Origin of the sequence: Mycobacterium sp., from assembly GCF_008709575.1 — a bacterium.
Taxonomy (GTDB): Bacteria; Actinomycetota; Actinomycetes; order Mycobacteriales; family Mycobacteriaceae; genus Mycobacterium.
Map to the genome: position 1 here is coordinate 1 of NZ_VYIK01000031.1, position 20,848 is coordinate 20,848.

Below are 20,848 nucleotides of genomic sequence, written 5' to 3' on the forward strand. Positions count from 1 at the left end.
CATGCGTGAGGCACCAACCACCGCTTCGCGCTCACTTTTAGCTGAGGCACCTCGCGTGGCTGAAGCCGCTAGACCCAAGCTCCGAACAGCCCGCGTACGGTTGCCAAGACTCGGCAGCGCATCGGCGGCTCCCGACAGGCACTCACGGTGCGAGCTGGACATGGCCCCGTGGTGGAGACCCGGGTGAAGGGTCCTCTGGCTGGGGCGAAGGGTCATCTGGTTGCGGATCCGGTCCATCCTGGTGCGGAGCGGGTCCCTCCTGCCGGGGCGGGGATGGCCGTTCTTCGGACGGCGGTGGTGGCGCGACCCGGGGACGACTCGGCTCGATCGCCGGTTCCGGGATTGGCGGCGGCTCGGGCGCTGGGATCTCTCCCGAAGCAGCGTGGGTGTCAGCGCCCGATTCCCGACGGAACATGCCCCCGATGGTCGCGGCCGGCTTCGACACATCGTTTGCCGAGGACGCTGCATCGTGCGCGTCGGCAATGACTTGGCGCACGTCCGTCGTCGTCCACGCCGGTACAGCGCCGACCACACTCGCGGCGGTAGTGACCAGGGCGGCGGTGACAGCGCAGCGGGCGGGTGAGTGCAGCTTAGGTATTTTCATCGCCGTAGACGCCAGCCTGCCCTTGTGCTTCGATGCAGTCATGCAATCCTGTCCGACCTGGCGCCAGTGGGTTGCAACCGGTCATCGATCTTTTCTGCCTCACCCTATAACCGGCACACCGCGCACCAAGAAACTGCTCCGACCGTAGCTGCGCCGATGTCCACCGGTATCGGGCGTCTCGCGGGCGTTCTGGTCAGCGCCCCGCTCCTGCTGACCGCCGCAACTGTGTGTGGCGGCGCGGCACGCGCCGACCCGGACCAGGACGAGCGGTTCCTGGCGTTGCTCGATGAGGAACAGATCCCCGCCGCCGACAACGTGCCGGGACTCATCGCGCGAGCCCACGAAATTTGTCGTGAACTCGATGACGGCACTTCGTTTTACACCATTGCACGCGAAGAGATGAACACTATGTACGGGGACAATCCGTCCTTGCGCCTCGTTCCGGCCCGCGTGACCAAAACCGTGGTCAGGTTCGTCGCCGCATCAGTCGACGTCTACTGTCCGAACCACCAAGACATGCTTCCCTAGTGCGCCGATTCGACCGGCCACCGTGCGACCTCTGGTCGCGGCGTTCGCCGACGAAGCAGCACCGGACGTGTTCACTGGGAACCGGCCATCCGTTCATGTCCTGATCAGGTTCTTGTTGCCACGGCGTCACTCGGAGACATCAAGATCCTCCTGACACTGCGACCGTCGCCCCCAACGCTGCGCTCGGTCGGCAGAGTTCGGTCGACAAAAGGGGACGCCAGTGCTGGACTACGCGGCGCAACCGCCGGAGATCACTTCGACCCTGGTGTACTCAGGCCCGGGATCGGGGTCGATGATGGCCGCCGCAAGCGCGTGGGACGCGCTTGCCGAGCAGTTGAATTCGTTTGCCCAAGGCTACTCTTCGGTGATTACGGCCTTGCAGGATCAGGCGTGGACGGGTCCAGCCTCGACGGCGATGGCCGAGGCGGCTGCACCCTATGCCGCCTGGGCGACCGCGACCGCGGCGCAAGCCGAGGCGACGGCCAACCAGGCTCGGGCGGCGGCGGCCGCCTACGAGACGGCGCATGCGACGGTCGTGCCGCCGGCGTTGGTGGCGGCCAATCGCACCCAGTTGATGCAGTTGATCGCGACCAACCTCTTGGGTCAGAACACGACACAGATTGCGGCCGTCGAGGCGGACTACGAACAGATGTGGGCCCAAGACGCCCAAGCGATGTACGGCTACGCCACCTCGGCGGCGACGGCGACGAAGCTCACACCGTTCACGGCGCCGCCGCAGACCACCAACCCGGCCGGCCAATCGGCCCAGGCCGCCACCACCACCGCTCAGGCCGCCGGATCGGGCGCTTCACACGTCAGCACCCTGTCACAGGTTATTTCGTCGGTGCCACAACAGCTCTCGGCAGCAGCTGCACCGTCCTCAGGCACGACGCCGATTTTCGGCATCCCAGTGCCGACCTCGCTAGTGACCAGCATCGGAGACTTCAACACCATCAGCGGACCGGTGAGTTTCGGGGCGGCGTTAACTCGTACCGCCGCCAACTCCAGCGCCGCCGGAATGATCATCGGCCGGCTTCTGGCCGACGGCTACATGTACGCGCCGCTGGTCGGGCTGACCGGCGCGACGTCAACCACCACAGGGCTGACGGCAGGGCTGGCCGGGGCGGCATCGCCGGTGGCAGGTGTGTCGAACGCGGTGCTGGCCAGCGCGGGCCAGGCGGCGGCGATGGGGCCGCTGTCCGTGCCTCCGGCCTGGGCGAGTGCGACTCCGGTGGCTGCCGCCAGCGAACAGCCGCTGTGGCTCTCGGAGACCGAAGCGGCGTGGGAGGCCGACCCGGCGGCGAACATGGCCGGCGCACAACCCACGGCGGGTGTGGGACCGATGGCGGGGATGGCCGGCGCGGCCGCGGCCGGCATGCTCGCGCGTCCCGTGGTGAGCAATATCTTGCGGGTCGCGCCCCGGCGCTTCAAGATGCCCCGTCCCAACTCCGGTGGATAGGCCCTGCCTGCTACCGCCGCTCCATTGTTTTTCAACTGTTTTTCAACGACCAACAGGACCACTCATGCTGGATTTTGGGGCGCTGCCGCCCGAGGTCAATTCGGGCAGAATGTACGCGGGTCCGGGATCGGGGCCGATGATGGCGGCCGCGACGGCCTGGGACGGGCTGGCCGCGCACCTGGAATTGTTCGCGGCTAGCTACGTATCGGAGTTGTCGGCTCTGCAAGGACAACTGTGGTCGGGGCCTGCCTCGGACGCGATGGTCACGGCGGCGGCACCCTATGTCACGTGGGTGAGCGCGGCCGCTGCGCGCGCCGAGAAGACGGCTAACCAGGCGCGGGCGGCGGCGGCCGCCTATGAGACGGCGTTCGCGATGACGGTTCCCCCGCCGGTCATCGAGGCCAATCGGGCGTTGCTCATGACGCTGGTCGCTACCAACTTCTTCGGGCAGAACACGCCGGCGATCGCGGCGACCGAAGCCCATTACGCCGAGATGTGGGCTCAAGACGCCGCCGCCATGTACACCTACGCCGCATCGTCACTGCCGGCGGCAGCCTCGCTGACGCCGTTCGAGGCGCCGCCGCAGACCACCAATCCCGCCGGGCAACCGGCCCAAACCGCTGCGCCAGGTCAGACGGCCGGCACCGCGGCGCAGGCGACCTTGGGGCACGCGCTGGCGGCCGCGTCACACCCTGCCGCTGGCTCCTCTGCTACGTCCACATCGACGTCGGGATTATCGCAATACTTTTACTACATCGACAGTTTTCAATCCTGGCAATATTTTGCCAACCTTTTCCACGAGGCGATCGGTGCGCAATACTACAATTACGGCGTTACCTTTGGCGATCAAAGCGTTTTCAACACGAGTTATCTACTTTTCGGCAACCATCTTTTCCTGCCCCGGAATCCGCCCGCTCTGCTGGGCGATGGCGTGTTCGCGAGTTCGACAAGCACAACCGGCGGGCCGGTGCTCGCCCATACCGGCAGAGCAGCCTCAGTGGGGACATCGGGGGGGACGTTGTCGGTTCCGCAGGGCTGGACCGCGGCAACGCCGCCGGCGAACGCGGGTTACCTGGCCCAGCCGCCGGAACCGCAGTCACCGCAAACAGGTCAGCGTCCCGTTCCCGCGCAACTGGTCAGCGCAACCTCGGCCGCACCCGCCACGGACCAGCCGCCGCTGGGCCTGGGACCGATGGGCGGCGCGGCGCAGCACCAGGGCGGCAATCCCGTCTTCCGTATGCAGGATCGCCGCTTCCGAATGCCCCGGCCCGCGGCCGGCGGATAGCATCAGAAAGGTAATGCGAATGCTGGATTTCGGGCTCTTTCCGCCGGAGATCACCTCGGCCAAGATTTATACGGGACCCGGGGCGGAACCGATGATGGTGGCTGCCTCGGCCTGGGACGCGCTTGCCGCCGAATTGGATTCGTTCGCGAAAGGTTACTCTGTCACGGTTTCGAGCTTGCAGGACGAGGGTTGGCTAGGTCCGGCTTCGAATGCGATGGCTGCTGCGGCTGCGCCGTTTGCCCAGTGGGCGGCCACCACGGCGGGACGAGCGCAGCAGGCGGCCGGCCAGGCCCGGCTGGCGGCAGCCGCCTTCGAAGCCGCACATGCGGCGGTCGTGCCGCCGCCGCTGATAGCGGCCAACCGCACCCAGTTGCTAACTCTGGTGCGGACCAACATCTTGGGTCAGAACACGGCCCAGATCGCGGCAACCGAGGCCGCCTACGACGCGATGTGGGTGCAAGACGCCGCAGCGATGTACGGCTATGCCACGTCGGCGTCGACAGCGACGAGGCTGGCGCCGTTCACCGGGCCGCCGCCCACCACCAACTCCGCCGCCGCGCCCGCGGCGGCCAGCGCCCCCGCGGCCGTAGCAGCTACGCAATCCGTCCTGTCACAGTTCCTTTCGTCAGTGCCGCAGTTGCTCTCGTCCGCGCCGAGTGCGAGCACATCAGCACCGATCGGTATACCGATACCGAAGGCATTGATCACCTACTTCACCAATCTCAACTACATCCAACGAATTCCGGACATCTATGGGCTGGTGCAAGCTCGTAACGTGGGAGCTATGGGTGACGCCATCATCCTCGGCGTCAAGTTCGTTTCCGATGGCGCTCTTTTCTCACCGCCCCCCGCGCTGGCGGGCGCGACATCGCCGGCCGCGACGGTCTCGCCGACCGTTCTGGCTGCTGCAACTGCCGACACCACCGCCAGCAGGGCGGTACTGGCCGGCGTGGGCGAGGCGACCCCGGTCGGGCGGTTGTCGGTGCCCGCAGCCTGGGCGCACGCGACCCCGGCCGCCGCCGCGACCCAGCAGTGGCTGGCAGCGGGGGCCGCGGAGTCCTGGGATGCGGCTCCGAGGTTCCACACCGCCGGCACCGGACCGGCGGCGGCCATGGCGCCGATGGCGGCGGCGGCCGGCGCGGGCGCGGCCCGTAAGGTAATGCGTCCCAGTGTCAGTGCCATCTTGCAGGTCACGCCGCCCCGCTACAAGATGCCGCGGCTTCCTTTCGGTGGCTAGGAGCGTGGGTCAGTAACACGCCGGGCGGGATGGGCGGTTTATCGGCCGGTAGCACGCGATGACGGGGTGTGCCTGATGATCTCGCGGGCCGTTCGAAGTTGAGCCCGTCAAGTGGGTAGGATTCTGCGGCCGCGAAGCCGCCAGTGGACACGAGCACCTGCACCTGTCGAGAATCCACGCCGCGTACACCGAGGGGCGCGGCGGGCCTGCCGTGGGGCCGCGAGTATGCATCCCCGGCGTCGAGTGTGTATTCCGGGCGGCGACACGCCGACGGCCGTCACCCTCAGCGCACAGTGAAACTCGATCATGGTCTGCGCGCACCACCAGACCCGCACAAACTCTCACTGACCCACGCCGCTGGGTGCCCAGACGGCTGGTTCTGCCGTGACCGCGGTGTCGGTCATGGCGGAGCGACGATCACCAACCTGAGCTATTGGGGCAGTACAACGCTCGTGCGACCGCCACGAAGTGAGCGCCCTTGAGAAGGGGCAAGCCGGGGTAGGTGTCTCTGACTACGTCCACGGCTTCGCGTATGCTGTGGCCCTCTTGGATATAGGCGCAGACTGCTCTGGCGGTGTTGGGCGCCTCGGGACCGCTCGAGTAGTCGATGCCCAGGCCGTCGAGGGAGCGAAGGAAGGTATCGTCTGTCGCGCTGTCGATGTACTTATACGGATCGGCCGGCTCGGCGCCCGCCAGCGCGGCCATGCCGACCACAGCTGATGCCCAGGCTGACATCACGAGCAGTTTGGCTGCGCGCGACCCCACCCGTAAGCGCGAACGGGGCTGGCGAAGTGCTGCCTTTCCCGGCAGCGAGTCCGCGATCGGCATCGCTCATCTCCTCACAATTCGAATGCCTGAATGTCGTGGTGTTGACTGGCGGCACAACGGATTTCCAGCTGTGCCGACTTAGCATTAAGTTAGCTGTCTCGGCCGGATCCGGATAGACTCATGCACTGGTCTTTGCAAGTGTTTTAAGCCAATTCATCTACTGCACCCCCTGTTTACTAATCGTTCACTTCCGCGTGGATAGACGGTGCGCTGCCGTCGGCCATCAAGCGCTGCAGGTGTTGCGGATGCGCCCGGCGGACCAAATCGCCGCACGCTCTGCCGTCGGTCCAAGACCATTGCTACTAACAGGCGAATGAGGCAACGATGTCAGCGGCTGGAGCAGTCCGGGCGGAAGCGAATCGGGTTCCGGCCCACAAACTCATCCCATGGGGGTCTTCAACGGCGGCCGCTGCCCGGCGGATCGGTAACGTCATATGGTCGACCTCCGGATATCCCGGCGGCGCCAGGTGGTCGAGCAGCCGGGTGAAGTCATTCTCTAGACAACGCGCATACCGTCCCGAGAAGGCCCTGGTGACCACGGTCGTGGCGAACTGCGGGTTTTGCAGCGCCGCGTGGTGCGTGGCGTTGGTGCCGGCTTCCTCGGCCAGCAGCAACGCGGTGCCGACCTGGGCGGCCACCGCTCCCCGACGCAAGACCTCAACGACATCGGCTTGCGTACTCAGGCCGCCGGCGGCGATGAGCGGCACCTGATGCACGGCGCCGATACAGTCCAACAGCTCGCCGAGCGATTCCGTGCCGGGTTCCTGGTCCGGCGCGAATGTGCCGCGATGACCACCGGCTTCCGGTGCCTGCACAACCAAACCGTCCGCACCCGCGGCAATGGCCACGCTGGCCTCGTAGGCCGACGTCACCGTAACGAACAACAACATGCCCAGCGCGCCCAGCCGCCGGAACGCATTGACGGTGTCCCAAACGTGAAAGACACCACTTCGGGTCGCACATCCGCGACCGCTTCGAGCTTGCGCTTCCAGTCGTCGTCGTCACCGAAGCGCGGCTGGCCCACTTCCACCTGGTAGTGCTGAGCAAGCGGATCGAGTTGCTCGGCGTAGTGGTTCAGTTGCACGATGTCTGCAGCGCTGTGTTGCGGCACAAAAAGGTTTGCCCCGATGGGACCATTCGTCTCGGCACGCGCGGCGGCCATGTCGTCGACGAACTGTTCCGCACTCAGGTATCCACCCGCCACGAACCCCATGCCGCCCGCGTTGCTGACTGCGGCCGCCAGCGTCGGCGTCCCCGGACCACCAGCCATGGGCGCACCGACGATGGGAACCTCGAGATCCCAAAACCCCAAAACCACTTTGCTACCCCCCATCGCCCGAAGTTGTTGCCGTATCATGCTTTTCCGCAGGGCTCAGGCCCAGGGCAGTCGCACCGAAAAGCAAACACACCATGTCGAGGTGGTCGATGTTGCCGGCCACCGAACCGTGCACTCAGGCCGCCTCGACGCTGAGACATTCAACCAGCTGACCGCGTCATCGTGTTCATGAACGGGCAACAGGTAGAAATGTCAGTAGATCCCGATATGGGTTTGTGCTTTATGCTTACCGTGACACTCTTTCGAAACCGGGAGACACTATGCGCCCAGCAAAGCTGCTACTGGCTATGACCTGCACGACGACTTTGATCGGCACGGCCAACACCGCCTACGCCGACAGCGGCAACGATGACGCTTTTCTGGAAGCGCTCAACGAAGTCGGAATCGAATACCCGAACGCGGATCAAGTGATTTCCAGCGGCAAGGCCGTCTGCTCCTACATCATTGCCGGGCGACACACCGAAAACGAAACCATTGAAATGGTGGCAGAACAAAACCCCAAACTCTCGCCGGTTCAGGCCATTCAATTTGTGAATCTCGCCCGCGGCGCCTACTGCCCGCTGCCGCCCATGGGCGGTGGCGGCGGCGGCTAGCCCGCGCAGCCGGGGGTTATGACTGCTCGCCGCCCGTGACGGACTGCTCGCCACCAGTGGCGGTCTGATCGACAGCGGCGATGGGCTGATTGCAGTACGTCGCCCGGGCGATCGCCACGAAATGGGAGGCGTGCGTCATCGACAAATCGGGGTTGGCGTTTTTGAGCCCGCGGGCAGCCTGCGCCGAGGTGTGTCCGTCTGCAATGTAGGCGCACACCTCGCGGGCGGCGGCTACGGCTGCCGGCGGATTCGGAAACTCGATCCCAGCCTGGCCGAGCGCATTGAGAAAAGCCGAGTCGTCGGCGTGGGCCGGTGCGGGCCCGCCAATAAAGGCAGCGATTGCGGCTGCGGCCAACAACGGTTTGACGAATGCCATTGTCATAGTTCCCTCCATAACGACGTGTATCCGGTTCGCTCCCTGGCAGCGAACACAATGTTCTCGTGAAAAAGTCCCACGGTGCTTAACCCTTGGCGTCAGCAGCAGCTAACTGAGCGGGGCAGTATGTCTCGCCGGAGATCACCACGAATTGAAGCGCGTTATTCACCGATAGGTGGTGATTGCGGATCTTCAGGGCGCGGGCGATAACGTTTGCCGGGCGACCCTCCGCGAGATAGCCACAGATACCCTTGCCTGCGGATATGGCATCCTGCGCATCGGCGTACTCGATGCCGGCTCGATCGAGCTCATCGAGGAAAACGGCGTCGGTGCCGTCGGCATGAGCAGGCGCGGCCAGGCCGATCGCCGTCACTACACCGGCTGCGGTCAACAACCATCTCAAATGCTTCATAGTTCCGGCAGCGTTGTCGGCCCTGGTTAACTACGTCTGAACACACGCCCACCTGAGAGTGAACGCTGATCGTCAGCTTCGTGCGCTGCGCGCCACCTGTTCACCGGCTGCTACCAGCACCGACGCCGGTTTGCCAGGTGAGAGCGCCGGCGTCGGCCGGTCGGCCGATCGCACCTAACTGTTCACTTTCGCGGCGGGTTTCGACCATCCGTCCTTAACCTTCGGTTAACCATGGCGGGTTTATATCGACGCATATCGATATAAGGTCGCCGCGGGCTTTAGACACCCGATCTGACAACTGGAGGCTTGAGATGAGAACTGACGAGACGGCGAGGGCGTTCCCGAAAATCCGCCGCACCACCCAAGTATCAGCCGGGTAGCACCGGATCGAACCAAACTGAACGGATCTGACGTGAGAACAGGAGATCGCAATGTTTCTTGACTACAGCTTGTTGCCGCCGGAGATCAACTCGGGACGGATGTATGCCGGTCCCGGAGCGGGATCGCTCGTGACCGCCGCGGCGGCCTGGGACACGCTGTCCGCCGAGTTGCACTCCGCGGCGGGTCAATACAGTTCGGTGATCTCCGGATTGACCGCCGCACGGTGGACCGGCCCGTCGGCGACGGCGATGGCGGCCGCCGCCCAGACGTATGTGACCTGGTTGCACAACACCGCGGCGCTGGCCGAACAGACAGCCGTCCAAGCCAAAGCGGCCGCGAGCGCCCACGCGACCGCGCTGGCCGCCCACGTGCCCCCGCCGGCGATCGCCGCCAACCGGTCCTTGTTGGCGGCGCTCGTCGCGCACAACTACTTCGGGCAATACACCGCGGCGATCGGGGAGACCGAGCGCCAGTACGCCCAGATGTGGGCCCAAGACGCTGCCGCGATGCACGGCTATGCCCGCTCGTCGGCGGCCGCGTCGGGACTCACCCCGTTCAGCCAGCCCACGCAGAACACCAACCCGGCCGGGCAGGCCGCCCAGTCCGTCGCGGTCTCCCAGGCCACCGGCAACAGCGCCGGGTCGAGCCTGCCGTCGTGGCTGCAACAGATACTCGGAAACGGTGATCTCGTTAACGGGGACGGCTTGCTCAACCAGACGGCCGGGTATGGGGCACAAGCGTTCGGCAACGGCACCGCCTCCTGGGCCGACATGGCGAATGCGCTCAGCAACGCCAACAACGGGGTCGGTTTGTTGACCTGGGTTGCCGAAAACCCCGCGGGCCTGGCCGAAACGCTCAACCCGCCGTTCGTGGGTCCGGCGGCGCTGAGCTTCGGCGGTGGGGCGCTGCGCGCCGCGGGGGCGGCCGGGGCGGCCGCGAGCGCAGGCCAGGCCCTCAAGATCGGCGCGTTGTCGGTGCCGCCGGGCTGGGCGATGCCCGCCTCGGCGATCACTCCCGCGTCCTTCACCCTGCCGGTCAGCACTGCGCCCGCCGCCCCGGCCGTCGTCGGAGGCTTTCCGGGCGGAGCATTCGGCGAGACCATGCTGGGCACCCTGGCCGGCCGGGGTCTCGGTGGCGCGACGGCCCGGGCGGTCACGCGTCGCCGCAGCGTGGTGTCCCGTTCACCCGTGGGCGGCTGAGCACCCCATGGATTTCGGATTGCTTCCACCGGAGGTCAACTCCGCGCGGATGTACACCGGCCCCGGGGCGGGGCCGATGCTGGCGGCCGCCGCGTCCTGGGACGCGCTGGCGGCCGAACTGGAGTCGGCCGCGGCCGGTTACGCCTCGGTGGTCTCCGAGCTGACCGGCGTGGCGTGGACCGGTCCGGCGTCGGCGGCGATGGCGGGCGCGGCCGCACCGTTCGTCGAGTGGTTGCAGACCAGCTCCGCCCAGGCCGAGCGGACCGCGATGCAGGCCAAGGCGGCCGCGGCGGCCTACGAGGCCGCGTTTACCGCCACCGTGCCGCCACCGGTGATCGCCGCCAACCGGGCATTGCTGGCGACCCTCGTCGCCACGAATTTCTTCGGGCAGAACACCCCCGCGATCATGGCCACCGAAGCGCACTACGCCGAGATGTGGGCCCAAGACGCCGCCGCGATGTACACCTACGCCGGCGCCTCGTCGTCGGCGAGCACGCTGCCGCCGTTCCGCGAGCCGCCACCGACCACCAACCCGGCCGGGCTGCACGCCCAGGCCCATACGGTCGCCCAGGCTGCCGCCAGCACCGCGACCCACGGCCAGACCCTCGCGTCGCTCTGGTCGAAGCTGATGGCGTTTCTAGACACGCCTGAGGGCGGTCTCACCGTCCAGGGCCTGGGTTGGATCAACCAGGCGTCGGCAGACGGCCCGTCCGGCAGCTTAGGCGCCTTCACGGCGTTCTACACCATCGGCACGATCGCGTTCGGTTATTTCCGTGAAGGCCTGGTGCGCGGCGGGCTCGCCGGCTACACCTGGTTCGAAGGTCTGGGCGGGTGGAACAACCTGTTCGGCGTCGGCGGGGCGCTCGGTGGCCTGGGTAAAACAGCCATGCTCGGGCCGGGCGTGGCCCCGCTCTTGCCCGACGCGGGCATGGGTCAGGCACTCTCGATCGGAGCGCTGTCGGTGCCGCCCAGCTGGGCCACCGCCGCAGGCGCCGAACCGGTGGCGCTGTCGCTGACGGCCAGCGGCACCGGCGCCGCCCCGACAGCCGCCGTCGCTCTGCCACCGGGCATGACGATGCAAGAGGCGATGATGGGCACGATGTCCGGGCGGGGCGCGGTCTCCGGCGTAGCGGACAATCACGACGAGGATCGCGACGGCAAGAACCGGAACGGCAAAAACGACAAGGAAAAAGAAGGGGAGCGGCCGGCCGCTGCCCTGGTCATGGCCAGCGGCTGGCTGGCGGCAACCCTGGCCTACAACTCCCGCAGACGGGCGGAGCCCGCACCGGACCCGCTACCGCTCCCGCCGCAATGGCAAGAGGAGTTGGCCGCAGGCCAGTCCGCCTGGGGATAATGGCACGGTGCGCCTACGATTGCCACTCGTGGCCGGCGCGGTGTCGGGTGCCGGGCTGCTGCTGGCCGCAACGGCCGGCGCCGCCGATCCGGTCCAGCTGAAAAGCCGAATGGGCAACTGGTGTTTGGACGCCCCGAACGGGACCAACACGGCAACCGTGGTCAATGCCTGCAACGGGTCGAAATCGCAGCTCTGGGTTTTCGGCCCGGCCGGTCACCTGCAGAGCGTGGCCTTTGGGCAGTGCGTCACGATCAGCAACCCGGCCGATGACACATCGGTGGTTCTTGCTCCCTGCCAAAGCGATGCCGCCAACCAGCACTGGGATCGCCAGCCCACCGGCCAGATCACCAGCGCACTCGGCCCGTGCCTCAACATCGCCGGCGGCGTGGCGCAACCGGAGAATCCGGTGATCGCCTACCACTGCATCGCCGACGTCGACGACGAGCAGTGGGACACCGTCTCGTGACCGGCCTGGCCGGGCACGCTCGCCTCACGTCGATGCGCCGGTGTCTTTGGCGCCGCCGGATTGGGGCAGCAGCGACGCCAGCGCCGAACCGGTGATCCGCCGAAACGCCCGCCGCGGCCGGCTCGCGTCGAGGATCGCCACCTCGAGATTGGCCACCCCGAGGCTGGGCTGGCCCCCGTTGGAACTACCGGAGCCGTCGCCGCTACCGGCCTTGAGCGCGGCGACCGCGACACGCACCGCGTCGCCCAGATCTGCGTTCTCGGTGTAGGAGTCCTTGAGCGCGGTAACGACCGGTTCGGTCGTGCCGCCCATCACCACGAAATGGGGCTCGTCGTTGATCGAGCCGTCGTAGGTGATCCGGTACAGCTCGGGCGGTTTGGTTTCGCCGTAGTGGGCTACCTCGGCCACACACAGCTCGACCTCATAGGGTTTGGCCTGCTCGGTGAAGATGGTGCCCAGCGCCTGGGCGTACGCGTTGGCCAACTGCCGGCCGGTGACGTCGCGGCGGTCATAGGCGTAGCCGCGGGTGTCGGCGAACTGGATCCCGCTGCGGCGCAGGTTGTCGAACTCGTTGTACTTGCCCGCCGCGGCGAAGCCCACCCGGTCGTAGAGCTCGCTGATCTTCTGCAGCGACCGCGACGGATTCTCGGCGACGAACAACACCCCGCCGGCATAGGCCAGCGCCACCAGGCTCTTGCCCCGGGCGATGCCCTTGCGGGCGATCTCGGCGCGCTCGCGCATCGCCTGCTCCGGCGAGATGAAATACGGGAAACTCATGAGTCAGCCCGCCTGCCCGCCGGGCCGAATGTGTCGGCGCGGGAGCGACTTTCGATGACTTGCCGGGCCAACTCGGCGATACGCTGCTCGGGCACGTCCGCCGCGCCGTGCGCATCGATGGCCACCGCTGTGGGGAAAATGCCGCGGACCAGATCCGGCCCGCCGGTGGCCGAATCGTCGTCGGCCGCGTCGTAGAGCGCCTCGAGCGCGATCCGCAGCGCCGAATCGGCGTCGCTCACCTGCGAATACAGCTTCTTCATCGACGACTTGGCAAAGACCGACCCAGAACCCACCGACTGGTAGCCCTCTTCCTCGAGATTCCACCCGCCGGCCGCGTCGAATGACACGATCCGGCCGGCTTTTTCCGGGTCGGCGTCATCGAGGTCGTAGCCCACCAGCAGCGGCAGCGCCACCAATCCCTGCATCGCGGCGCCCAGATTGCCGCGCACCATGATCGCCAGGCGGTTGACCTTGCCGGCGAAGGTCAGCGGCACGCCCTCCAGCTTCTCGTAGTGCTCGAGTTCGACGGCGTAGAGCCGGGCGAATTCCACGGCGATCGCCGCGGTGCCGGCGATCCCGGTCGCGGTGTAGTCGTCGGTGATGTAGACCTTGCGCACGTCGCGGCCGGCGATCACGTTGCCCTGCGTCGAGCGTCGGTCACCGGCGATCAGGACCCCGCCGGGGTATTTCAGCGCGACGATGGTCGTGCCGTGCGGCAGCTGATCGCCGAGACCGCCGGCGACCGTCGGCAACAGCTCGGGCGCGGTCCGCCGCAGAAAATCGGCGAACGAGGACAGGTCAGCCCCAGTAAGCGGTAGTGGCGAAATTGCTGAATTGATGGCCCGGCGATCACGAAACGGCCAGGTCACTGGCCGCCCTTTTGGACATACGCCCGCACGAAGTCCTCGGCGTTCTCTTCGAGAACGTCATCGATCTCGTCGAGCAGATCGTCGGTTTCCTCGGCCAGCTTCTCGCGACGCTCCTGGCCGGCGGCCACGCCGGCGGTCAGGTCGTCGTCATCGCCGCCGCCGCCACCGCGCTTGGTCTGCTCCTGAGCCATCGCTGCCTCCTGCTTGCTCATCGGCGGCACACACCCACCCGCCGCTCGTCCTAGCCTACCGGTCGATGCCGGTTTTCCCCGCCCCCAGGTCGGCGGCGCCCGCTCAGGTCGTCAGTTGTTCCACCAGTTCGACGGCGCTGTCCACCGAGTCCAGCAGCGCACCGACGTGGGCTTTGCTGCCCCGCAGCGGCTCCAGCGTGGGAATACGCACCAGCGAGTCCCCGCCCAAGTCGAAGATCACCGAGTCCCAGCTGGCCGCCGCGATGTCAGCCCCGAACCGGCGCAGACACTCGCCGCGGAAGTAGGCCCGGGTGTCGGTCGGCGGGTTGTCCACCGCGGAGAGCACCTGCTGTTCGCTGACCAGCCGTTTCATCGAGCCGCGGGCGACCAGCCGGTTGTAGAGGCCTTTGTCGAGCCGCACATCGGAATATTGCAGGTCGACCAGATGCAGCCGCGGCGCCGACCAACTCAGGTTCTCCCGGTGCCGGAACCCCTCCAGCAGCCGCAGCTTGGCCGGCCAGTCCAGCAACTCGGCGCACTCCATCGGGTCACGCTCGAGCAGGTCGAGCACATGCGCCCAGGTCTCGACGATATCGGCGGCGCGCGGGTCGGGGTCGCGGCTGTCGACCAACTTGGCCACCCGGTCCAGGTAAGCCCGTTGCAGCGCCAGAGCGGTCATTTCCCGGCCGTCGGCCAGCGCGACCGTCGTGCGCAGCGACGGGTCGCGGCTGATGGCGTGCACGGCATGCACCGGGCGGGCCAGCGCCAGGTCGGTCAGGTCCAGGTTGTGGTGGGGACCCTCCTCGATCAGGTCGAGCACCAGCGCGGTGGTGCCGAGCTTGAGGTAGGTCGACGTTTCGGCCAGGTTGGCATCGCCGATGATGACGTGCAGCCGCCGATACCGGTCGGCGTCGGCGTGCGGCTCGTCGCGGGTGTTGATGATGCCCCGCTTGAGCGTGGTCTCCAGACCGACCTCGACCTCGATGTAGTCGGCGCGCTGAGAGAGCTGAAACCCCGGCTCGTCACCGGCGGGCCCGATGCCGACCCGGCCCGCGCCCGTGATCACCTGGCGCGACACCAGAAACGAGGTGAGCCCGGCGATGACGGCCGAAAACGGCGTCTGGCGGCTCATCAGGTAGTTCTCGTGCGCGCCGTAGGAGGCGCCCTTGCCGTCGACGTTGTTCTTGTACAACTGCAGCTTGACAGCGCCGGGCACGCTGGCCACGTGGCGGGCGGCGGCCTCCATCACCCGCTCGCCGGCTTTGTCCCAGATCACCGCGTCGAGCGGGTCGGTGCACTCCGGCGCGGAGTACTCCGGGTGCGCATGGTCGACATAGAGCCGGGCCCCGTTGGTCAGGATCATGTTGGCCGCACCCACCTCGTCGGCGTCGACCACCGGCGGCGGGCCGGCCGAGCGACTCAAGTCGAACCCCCGCGCGTCGCGCAGCGGCGACTCCACCTCGTAGTCCCAGCGAGTACGCTTGGCGCGCTGGATACCAGTGGCGGCCGCGTAGGCCAAGACCGCCTGGGTCGACGTCAGGATCGGGTTCGCGGTCGGGTCCGACGGCGAGGAAATGCCGTATTCGACCTCAGTCCCGATAATCCGTTGCATAACTTCAAGCCTAGGCGCGCGCCGCGGCGCGCAGATTTCGGCGCGAACGCGCCGCGGCGGCGCTCAACCGACTCAGAGATACTGGCCCAGATTGGACTCGGTGTCGATGGCCCGGCTGGTACTCGAGCTCTTGCCGGTGACCAGGGTGCGGATGTAGACGATCCGCTCGCCCTTCTTGCCCGAGATCCGCGCCCAGTCGTCGGGATTGGTGGTGTTGGGCAGGTCCTCGTTCTCGGCGAACTCGTCGACGATCGAATCGAGCAGATGCTGGATGCGCAGACCGGGCTGGCCGGTTTCCAGCACCGATTTGATCGCGTTCTTCTTGGCCCGGTCCACCACGTTTTGGATCATGGCCCCGGAATTGAAGTCCTTGAAGTACATCACTTCCTTGTCGCCGTTGGCGTAGGTGACTTCCAGGAACCGGTTGTCGTCGATCTCGGCGTACATCCGGTCGACGACCTTCTCGATCATCGCCTTGATGCAGGCGGCGCGGTCGCCGTCGAACTCGGCCAGATCGTCGGCGTGCACCGGCAGGTCTTCGGTCAGGTACTTGGAGAATATGTCCTGGGCCGACTCGGCGTCCGGGCGCTCGATCTTGATCTTGACGTCGAGGCGGCCGGGCCGCAAGATCGCCGGGTCGATCATGTCCTCGCGGTTGGAGGCGCCGATCACGATGACGTTTTCCAGCCCCTCCACCCCGTCGATCTCACTGAGCAGCTGCGGGACGACCGTCGTCTCGACGTCCGAGCTCACCCCGGTGCCGCGGGTGCGGAAGATCGAGTCCATCTCGTCGAAGAACACGATCACCGGCGTGCCCTCGGAGGCCTTCTCACGGGCCCGCTGAAAGATCAACCGGATGTGACGCTCGGTCTCGCCGACGAACTTGTTGAGCAGCTCGGGGCCCTTGATGTTGAGGAAGTAGGACTTCGCCTCGCGGGAGTCGTCGCCGCGCACCTCGGCCATCTTCTTGGCCAGCGAGTTGGCCACCGCCTTGGCGATCAACGTCTTGCCGCAGCCGGGCGGGCCGTACAGCAGCACCCCCTTGGGTGGGCGCAGCGCGTATTCCTTGTAGAGCTCCTTGTGCAGGAACGGCAGCTCCACCGCGTCGCGAATCTGCTCGATCTGCCGGCCCAGCCCGCCGATGTCGTCGTAGCTGACGTCGGGCACCTCTTCGAGCACCAGATCCTCGACCTCGGCCTTGGGGATGCGTTCGAACGCGTACCCGGCCTTGGTGTCGACCAGCAGCGAATCACCGGGGCGCAGCTTGCGCGGCCGGGTGTCGTCGTGCGAGGAGTCCGACTTGCCGTCGGGCAGGTTCTCGGCGACCAACGGCTCGGCCAGCCAGACGATGCGCTCCTCGTCGGCATGCCCGACCACGAGGGCACGGTGACCGTCGGCCAGGATCTCGCGCAGCGTCGAGATCTCCCCGACCGATTCGTAGCTTCCGGCCTCGACGACCGTCAGCGCCTCGTTAAGCCGCACCGTTTGACCTTTTTTCAGCGCGGCGACGTCGATATTCGGCGAGCAGGTGAGACGCATCTTGCGACCCGAGGTGAACACGTCGACAGTGCCGTCGTCATGCGCGGCCAACAGCACGCCGTAGCCGCTGGGCGGCTGCCCGAGGCGGTCGACCTCTTCGCGCAGCGCCAACAGTTGCTGGCGGGCTTCCTTGAGGGTTTCCATTAATTTTGAATTACGTGCGGCCAGCGAGTCGATTCGGGCCTCGAGTTGGTGCACATCGCGAGCGCTGCGGACAGGGTTCTGCGGACCTGCAGCATGCTCCAGCTGCTCGCGCAGCATCGCCGCTTCCCGCCGCAACTCTTCCAACTCGGCGACATCCTCGCTGGACAGGCCCGTGTCGCGGCGGGTTTCGAACGCTTCACGCTCTGACTCACCCATGTTGCGCTCCTTTCCCACGCCGAAGCGTGGCACCGCGGATACTCCAACGCTACCGGCGATTTCGGATTCGTGCGGGAACTACAAACAGCACCCGCCTAAGCCGTGGCTACCATTGACGCCGAATCGGTCGAGTCGACAGGACAGCTATGAGCGCGAAATCCCCCGCCGGGTGGGTGGCGGCCGGCGATCTTGGATGCACCGCCGTTGGTCGAGAGCGGGCTGGAGGGCCGCCTCGCGCGACACGGCCGCCGGCCGCGGGCGTCCACTATGTCGAACATCACACAGGCGCCGGCCAGGCGAAACCTGGCAGCGGGCTGACGTCGCCGATGTCTGGACAGCTTGTCTCAGCACTGATCGCCGCCGCGGTGGTAGCGCTTGGAGTATCGGGGTGTTCGAAGGGCGCTCTGTCGGCTGCTGCGTCCCCGCCGCCCGCGCCGGCCGCTGCTCCGATTGCCCCGGTCGCGCCCGCGCCGCCGCCGCCGGAAGTCCTCACCGACGTGCTGTACCGGCTCGCCGACCCCGCCGTCCCGGGCACCGCGAAGCTGAGCCTCATCGAAGGTGCCACCCTTGACAACGCCGCAGTACTGGACAGGTTTGCCACGGCGCTGCGCGACGGGGGCTACGCGCCGATGACGTTCACGGCACGCGATGTCGCCTGGTCGGATCGGCACCCGGCCCACGCGGTAGCCACCGTCGATGTCAGCACACCCAACCCCGCCGTGAGCACGTTCACCTTCCCGATGGAGTTCAAGGCCCACCACGGGGGCTGGCAGCTCTCGCAACAGACCGCCGAGCTGCTGCTGGCGTTCCCGGCCGGGCCACCCGTCCGCTAGCCGCCCGGATGTGGATCGGTTGGCTCGAGTTCGACCTGCTGTTCGGTGACGTGCGCTCGCTGAAGCAAAAGCGGTCGCTGGTGCGCCCGGTGGTCGCCGAGTTGCAGCGCAAGTTCGGTGTCGCGGCCGCCGAGAGCGGGTTCCACGACCGTTACCGGCGGGCCGGCATCGGGGTGGCCGTCGTGTCGGCCGATCGCGGCCACGCCGTCGAGGTGTTGGACGCGGCCGAGCGGCTGATGGCCGCACATCCGGAGTTCGAACTGCTCTCGGTGCGTCGCGGGCTGCACCGCAGTGACGACTACTGAGCGGGCTGGCGTTTGCGGCGTAGCAGGGTCGGCGCGACGGTACCCGGAGCCAGCCGGCGCGCCGACACCAAAAACCCGGTGTGGCCCCGCATCGTGTGCTGCGGCCGCACGGCCAGCCCCACGACGTTCCAGCCGCGCACCAGGGTCTCCCAGGCCCGCGGCTCGGTCCAGCACTGCTGGTCGCGCAGCGCCTCCACGGTCGTGGACAGCTGAGTGACCGTCGCCAGGTAGATGATCAGCACCCCGCCGGCCACCAGCACCCGTGCCACCGCGTCCAGCACGTCCCACGGCGCCAGCATGTCGAGCACGACGCGGTCGATCGAATCGTCGGCCAGATCGCAATCCGCCAGGTCACCCAGAACCAGTCGCCAGTTCTGCGGCGGGTGGCCGACAAAGGCCGCCACGTTGCGGCGGGCGTGTTCGGCATGGTCGGCGCGAGTCTCGTAGGAAATCACCTGCCCGTCGCGGCCCACCGCGCGCAGCAGCGAGCAGGTCAGGGCACCCGATCCGGCGCCGGCCTCCAGGACGCGGGCGCCCGGAAAGATGTCCCCCTCGTGCACGATCTGGGCGGCGTCTTTGGGATAGACCACCTGGGCCCCCCGCGGCATCGACATGACGTAGTCGACCAGCAGCGGCCGCAGCACCAAAAACGGGTTTCCGCTGCCGGACTTCACCACGCTGCCCTCAGGCAGGCCGATCATCGCGTCGTGGGCGATCACGCCGCGATGGGTGTGAAACTCCGCACCCGCTGTGAGCACCACCGTGTAGTGCCGGCCCTTGGCGTCGGTGAGCTGGACACGGTCACCGACGGCTAACGGCCCGGGTGCTGACACAGTCGATTAGCCTGCCAGCCGACGCGCCGGGGCCGCTGCGCGGGGTTGTCGGAGCGCGCTTCTAGGCTGCCGGTATGAGCAGCGTGGCCGAGGACGTCAACCGACCGGCGTTGTCCCCGTCGCGGGCCGCCGACTTCAAACAGTGCCCGCTGCTGTACCGGTTCCGGGCCATCGACCGGCTACCGGAGCCGCCGTCGGCTGCGCAGCTGCGCGGCTCGGTGGTGCATGCCACGCTGGAGCAGCTCTATGCCCTGCCGGCCGCCCAGCGCATCCCCGAGACCGCGCGGGCGCTGGCGGGCCCGGCGTTCGAGCAGCTGCTGGCCGGGGAGCCTGCGTTGGCCGCCGGCTTGGATCCGCAGCAGCGCACCCAGCTGCTCGACGAGGCTCGGGCGTTGCTGTCGGGCTACTACCGGCTGGAAGATCCGACCCGGTTCGATCCGCAAAGCTGCGAACAGCGCGTCGAAGTAGAACTGGCCGACGGGACGCTGCTGCGCGGCTTCATCGACCGGATCGACGTCGCGCCCACCGGAGAGCTCCGCGTGGTCGACTACAAGACCGGCAAGGCACCGCTGGAGGCACGAGCCTTCGCCGAGTTCAAGGCGCTGTTCCAGCTGAAGTTCTACGCGGTGGCGCTGCTGCGCTCTCGCGACGTGCTGCCCACCCGGCTACGGCTCATTTACCTGGCCGACGGCCAGCTGCTCGACTACTCCCCCGATCATGACGAGCTGCTGCGTTTCGAGAAGACGTTGATGGCGATCTGGCGGGCCATCCAGGCGGCGGGCGAAACCGGTGACTTCCGGCCCCGCCCCTCGAAGCTCTGCGACTGGTGTCCGCACCAGCCGTGTTGCCCTGCCTCCGGCGGCACCGCACCGCCCTACCCCGGGTGGCCGACGCAGCTGCGTCCGCCCGGTGACTCACCCGCCTGACCGGCGGAACCCCGGCGCATGCCGCTAAACGTACGGTCACACAACCGCGGTCATCGCGGCGACGGCGAACCCACCCAGCACCGCCACCATGTCCTCGAGCAGCGCGATCGGCAAGTCGTGGCCGCCGCGCGCGGCGGTCAACCGGGTCCGGGCCGTGTGCCCGCCCCAGGTGCCCGAAGCCGCGCCGATCACGCCGGCGCCCAGTCCGCCCCAGGGGTAGCCCCATGCGGTGCCGACGACGGCGCCGGCGAATGCGCCCACGACGAGCCGGGTGAGGAACGACCCGGTGGCGACCCGGCCGGGCGTCACGGGCAGTTTGTCGGCGACCAGCTCGAGCACCGCCAGCGCGGTGAGGACGGTGACCAGCAGCGGATGGTCGAGCCACGACACCCACGTGCCGCGCAGGTTGATCCAGTGCAGCAGCGCTGCCCATGCGATCACGGCGGGGGCCGTCGCCGAGCGCAAGCCGGCGACGACGCCGATCAGCAGCGCGAGCAACAGGACGAGCAAATGCGTCATGGCGGCCTTCCGGGCAATCGGATCAC

The 20,848-nt window shown here is 67.4% G+C and carries 21 protein-coding genes and 1 pseudogene; 11 read left to right on the top strand and 11 right to left on the bottom strand.

What is annotated here, in order from left to right; all coding sequences use genetic code 11:
* Window positions 1-760 precede the first annotated feature (760 nt).
* The 4 genes from F6Q13_RS08865 (at window position 761) to F6Q13_RS08880 (ending at window position 5,113) form a co-directional block, all read left to right on the top strand.
* Window positions 761-1,132 (top strand): DUF732 domain-containing protein, encoded by a 372-nt coding sequence (locus F6Q13_RS08865; protein ID WP_293055222.1) that lies wholly within the window; start codon window positions 761-763, stop codon window positions 1,130-1,132.
* Window positions 1,133-1,352: 220 nt separating this feature from the next.
* Complete coding sequence (locus tag F6Q13_RS08870; RefSeq protein WP_293055224.1) at window positions 1,353-2,591, top strand: PPE family protein; 1,239 nt, start codon at window positions 1,353-1,355, stop codon at window positions 2,589-2,591.
* A 64-nt stretch (window positions 2,592-2,655) separates the two neighbouring features.
* Window positions 2,656-3,876 (top strand): PPE family protein, encoded by a 1,221-nt coding sequence (locus F6Q13_RS08875; RefSeq protein ID WP_293055225.1) that lies wholly within the window; start codon window positions 2,656-2,658, stop codon window positions 3,874-3,876.
* 19 nt (window positions 3,877-3,895) lie between these two features.
* The gene (locus F6Q13_RS08880; RefSeq protein ID WP_293055226.1) at window positions 3,896-5,113 is read left to right on the top strand and encodes a PPE family protein; all 1,218 of its coding nucleotides are present in this window, start codon (window positions 3,896-3,898) and stop codon (window positions 5,111-5,113) included.
* 417 nt (window positions 5,114-5,530) lie between these two features.
* Here the strand turns inward: F6Q13_RS08880 and F6Q13_RS08885 are convergent, their stop codons facing one another.
* Together F6Q13_RS08885 and F6Q13_RS08890 are read right to left on the bottom strand one after the other, a co-directional pair.
* Window positions 5,531-5,848, bottom strand: coding sequence for a DUF732 domain-containing protein (locus tag F6Q13_RS08885; RefSeq protein ID WP_293055228.1), 318 nt, complete (start codon window positions 5,846-5,848; stop codon window positions 5,531-5,533).
* 395 nt (window positions 5,849-6,243) lie between these two features.
* Window positions 6,244-7,259: pseudogene (locus tag F6Q13_RS08890) on the bottom strand (nitronate monooxygenase).
* 305 nt (window positions 7,260-7,564) lie between these two features.
* On the opposite strand from F6Q13_RS08890, the gene F6Q13_RS08895 reads away from it, so the two are divergent.
* Window positions 7,565-7,870, top strand: coding sequence for a DUF732 domain-containing protein (locus F6Q13_RS08895; protein WP_293055230.1), 306 nt, complete (start codon window positions 7,565-7,567; stop codon window positions 7,868-7,870).
* Window positions 7,871-7,886: 16 nt separating this feature from the next.
* Here F6Q13_RS08895 and F6Q13_RS08900 read toward each other — a convergent pair whose 3' ends face one another.
* Together F6Q13_RS08900 and F6Q13_RS08905 are read right to left on the bottom strand one after the other, a co-directional pair.
* Window positions 7,887-8,252, bottom strand: a complete 366-nt coding sequence (locus F6Q13_RS08900) for a DUF732 domain-containing protein (RefSeq protein ID WP_293055232.1) — start codon at window positions 8,250-8,252, stop codon at window positions 7,887-7,889.
* A gap of 79 nt (window positions 8,253-8,331) precedes the next feature.
* A complete protein-coding gene (locus F6Q13_RS08905; RefSeq protein WP_293055234.1) occupies window positions 8,332-8,658 on the bottom strand; it encodes a DUF732 domain-containing protein in 327 nt (108 codons plus the stop codon).
* 431 nt (window positions 8,659-9,089) lie between these two features.
* On the opposite strand from F6Q13_RS08905, the gene F6Q13_RS08910 reads away from it, so the two are divergent.
* From F6Q13_RS08910 to F6Q13_RS08920, 3 genes are read left to right on the top strand one after another with little or no spacing between them, the layout of a single operon-like run.
* The gene (locus tag F6Q13_RS08910) at window positions 9,090-10,238 is read left to right on the top strand and encodes a PPE family protein (RefSeq protein WP_293055236.1); all 1,149 of its coding nucleotides are present in this window, start codon (window positions 9,090-9,092) and stop codon (window positions 10,236-10,238) included.
* 7 nt (window positions 10,239-10,245) lie between these two features.
* Window positions 10,246-11,592 carry a PPE family protein gene (locus tag F6Q13_RS08915; RefSeq protein ID WP_293055238.1) on the top strand — a complete coding sequence of 449 codons (1,347 nt, stop codon included), beginning with the start codon at window positions 10,246-10,248 and terminating at the stop codon, window positions 11,590-11,592.
* A 28-nt stretch (window positions 11,593-11,620) separates the two neighbouring features.
* A complete protein-coding gene (locus tag F6Q13_RS08920) occupies window positions 11,621-12,058 on the top strand; it encodes an RICIN domain-containing protein (RefSeq protein ID WP_293055240.1) in 438 nt (145 codons plus the stop codon).
* Between the two features lie 24 nt (window positions 12,059-12,082).
* Here F6Q13_RS08920 and prcA read toward each other — a convergent pair whose 3' ends face one another.
* From prcA to arc, 5 genes are all read right to left on the bottom strand, one after another.
* Complete coding sequence (gene prcA, locus F6Q13_RS08925; protein WP_293055242.1) at window positions 12,083-12,835, bottom strand: proteasome subunit alpha; 753 nt, start codon at window positions 12,833-12,835, stop codon at window positions 12,083-12,085.
* Window positions 12,832-13,704, bottom strand: a complete 873-nt coding sequence (gene prcB, locus F6Q13_RS08930; protein WP_293055244.1) for a proteasome subunit beta — start codon at window positions 13,702-13,704, stop codon at window positions 12,832-12,834. The genes prcA and prcB overlap by 4 nt, the downstream gene beginning before the upstream one ends.
* On the bottom strand, window positions 13,701-13,895 hold the full coding sequence (locus F6Q13_RS08935; protein WP_293055290.1) for a ubiquitin-like protein Pup: 195 nt from the start codon (window positions 13,893-13,895) through the stop codon (window positions 13,701-13,703). Before F6Q13_RS08935 ends, prcB begins: the two co-directional genes overlap by 4 nt.
* 103 nt (window positions 13,896-13,998) lie before the next feature.
* Window positions 13,999-15,507: a pup deamidase/depupylase gene (gene dop / locus F6Q13_RS08940; RefSeq protein WP_293055246.1), complete on the bottom strand. Its 1,509-nt coding sequence runs from the start codon at window positions 15,505-15,507 to the stop codon at window positions 13,999-14,001.
* Between the two features lie 72 nt (window positions 15,508-15,579).
* Complete coding sequence (gene arc / locus F6Q13_RS08945) at window positions 15,580-17,406, bottom strand: proteasome ATPase (protein ID WP_293055247.1); 1,827 nt, start codon at window positions 17,404-17,406, stop codon at window positions 15,580-15,582.
* Between the two features lie 326 nt (window positions 17,407-17,732).
* Here arc and F6Q13_RS08950 point away from each other — a divergent pair, with 326 nt between their 5' ends.
* On the top strand, window positions 17,733-18,239 hold the full coding sequence (locus tag F6Q13_RS08950) for a hypothetical protein (protein WP_293055249.1): 507 nt from the start codon (window positions 17,733-17,735) through the stop codon (window positions 18,237-18,239).
* 8 nt (window positions 18,240-18,247) lie between these two features.
* Complete coding sequence (locus F6Q13_RS08955) at window positions 18,248-18,544, top strand: DUF503 family protein (protein ID WP_293055251.1); 297 nt, start codon at window positions 18,248-18,250, stop codon at window positions 18,542-18,544.
* On the opposite strand, the gene F6Q13_RS08960 is transcribed toward F6Q13_RS08955, so the two are convergent.
* Entirely contained in the window at window positions 18,538-19,377 is an 840-nt protein-coding gene (locus F6Q13_RS08960; RefSeq protein ID WP_293055253.1) for a tRNA (adenine-N1)-methyltransferase, read from the bottom strand. The two genes, F6Q13_RS08955 and F6Q13_RS08960, sit on opposite strands and share 7 nt — an antisense overlap.
* Window positions 19,378-19,451: 74 nt before the next feature.
* Between F6Q13_RS08960 and F6Q13_RS08965 the strand changes: the two genes are divergently transcribed.
* The gene (locus F6Q13_RS08965; protein WP_293055254.1) at window positions 19,452-20,303 is read left to right on the top strand and encodes a RecB family exonuclease; all 852 of its coding nucleotides are present in this window, start codon (window positions 19,452-19,454) and stop codon (window positions 20,301-20,303) included.
* A 36-nt stretch (window positions 20,304-20,339) separates the two neighbouring features.
* On the opposite strand, the gene F6Q13_RS08970 is transcribed toward F6Q13_RS08965, so the two are convergent.
* Complete coding sequence (locus tag F6Q13_RS08970; protein WP_293055256.1) at window positions 20,340-20,822, bottom strand: DUF4126 family protein; 483 nt, start codon at window positions 20,820-20,822, stop codon at window positions 20,340-20,342.
* Between the last annotated feature and the right edge of the window lie 26 nt (window positions 20,823-20,848).

Coding starts and splice junctions, on each gene's coding strand:
- F6Q13_RS08895 (WP_293055230.1), top strand. CDS start 7,565: ATGACCTGCACGACGACTTTGATCGGCACGGCCAACACCGCCTACGCC.
- F6Q13_RS08865 (WP_293055222.1), top strand. CDS start 761: ATGTCCACCGGTATCGGGCGTCTCGCGGGCGTTCTGGTCAGCGCCCCG.
- F6Q13_RS08900 (WP_293055232.1), bottom strand. CDS start 8,252: ATGACAATGGCATTCGTCAAACCGTTGTTGGCCGCAGCCGCAATCGCT.
- F6Q13_RS08955 (WP_293055251.1), top strand. CDS start 18,248: ATGTGGATCGGTTGGCTCGAGTTCGACCTGCTGTTCGGTGACGTGCGC.
- F6Q13_RS08875 (WP_293055225.1), top strand. CDS start 2,656: ATGCTGGATTTTGGGGCGCTGCCGCCCGAGGTCAATTCGGGCAGAATG.
- F6Q13_RS08970 (WP_293055256.1), bottom strand. CDS start 20,822: ATGACGCATTTGCTCGTCCTGTTGCTCGCGCTGCTGATCGGCGTCGTC.
- F6Q13_RS08915 (WP_293055238.1), top strand. CDS start 10,246: ATGGATTTCGGATTGCTTCCACCGGAGGTCAACTCCGCGCGGATGTAC.
- F6Q13_RS08910 (WP_293055236.1), top strand. CDS start 9,090: ATGTTTCTTGACTACAGCTTGTTGCCGCCGGAGATCAACTCGGGACGG.
- F6Q13_RS08950 (WP_293055249.1), top strand. CDS start 17,733: ATGTCTGGACAGCTTGTCTCAGCACTGATCGCCGCCGCGGTGGTAGCG.
- prcA (WP_293055242.1), bottom strand. CDS start 12,835: ATGAGTTTCCCGTATTTCATCTCGCCGGAGCAGGCGATGCGCGAGCGC.
- F6Q13_RS08880 (WP_293055226.1), top strand. CDS start 3,896: ATGCTGGATTTCGGGCTCTTTCCGCCGGAGATCACCTCGGCCAAGATT.
- dop (WP_293055246.1), bottom strand. CDS start 15,507: ATGCAACGGATTATCGGGACTGAGGTCGAATACGGCATTTCCTCGCCG.
- F6Q13_RS08885 (WP_293055228.1), bottom strand. CDS start 5,848: ATGTCAGCCTGGGCATCAGCTGTGGTCGGCATGGCCGCGCTGGCGGGC.
- F6Q13_RS08905 (WP_293055234.1), bottom strand. CDS start 8,658: ATGAAGCATTTGAGATGGTTGTTGACCGCAGCCGGTGTAGTGACGGCG.
- F6Q13_RS08935 (WP_293055290.1), bottom strand. CDS start 13,895: ATGGCTCAGGAGCAGACCAAGCGCGGTGGCGGCGGCGGCGATGACGAC.
- F6Q13_RS08965 (WP_293055254.1), top strand. CDS start 19,452: ATGAGCAGCGTGGCCGAGGACGTCAACCGACCGGCGTTGTCCCCGTCG.
- arc (WP_293055247.1), bottom strand. CDS start 17,406: ATGGGTGAGTCAGAGCGTGAAGCGTTCGAAACCCGCCGCGACACGGGC.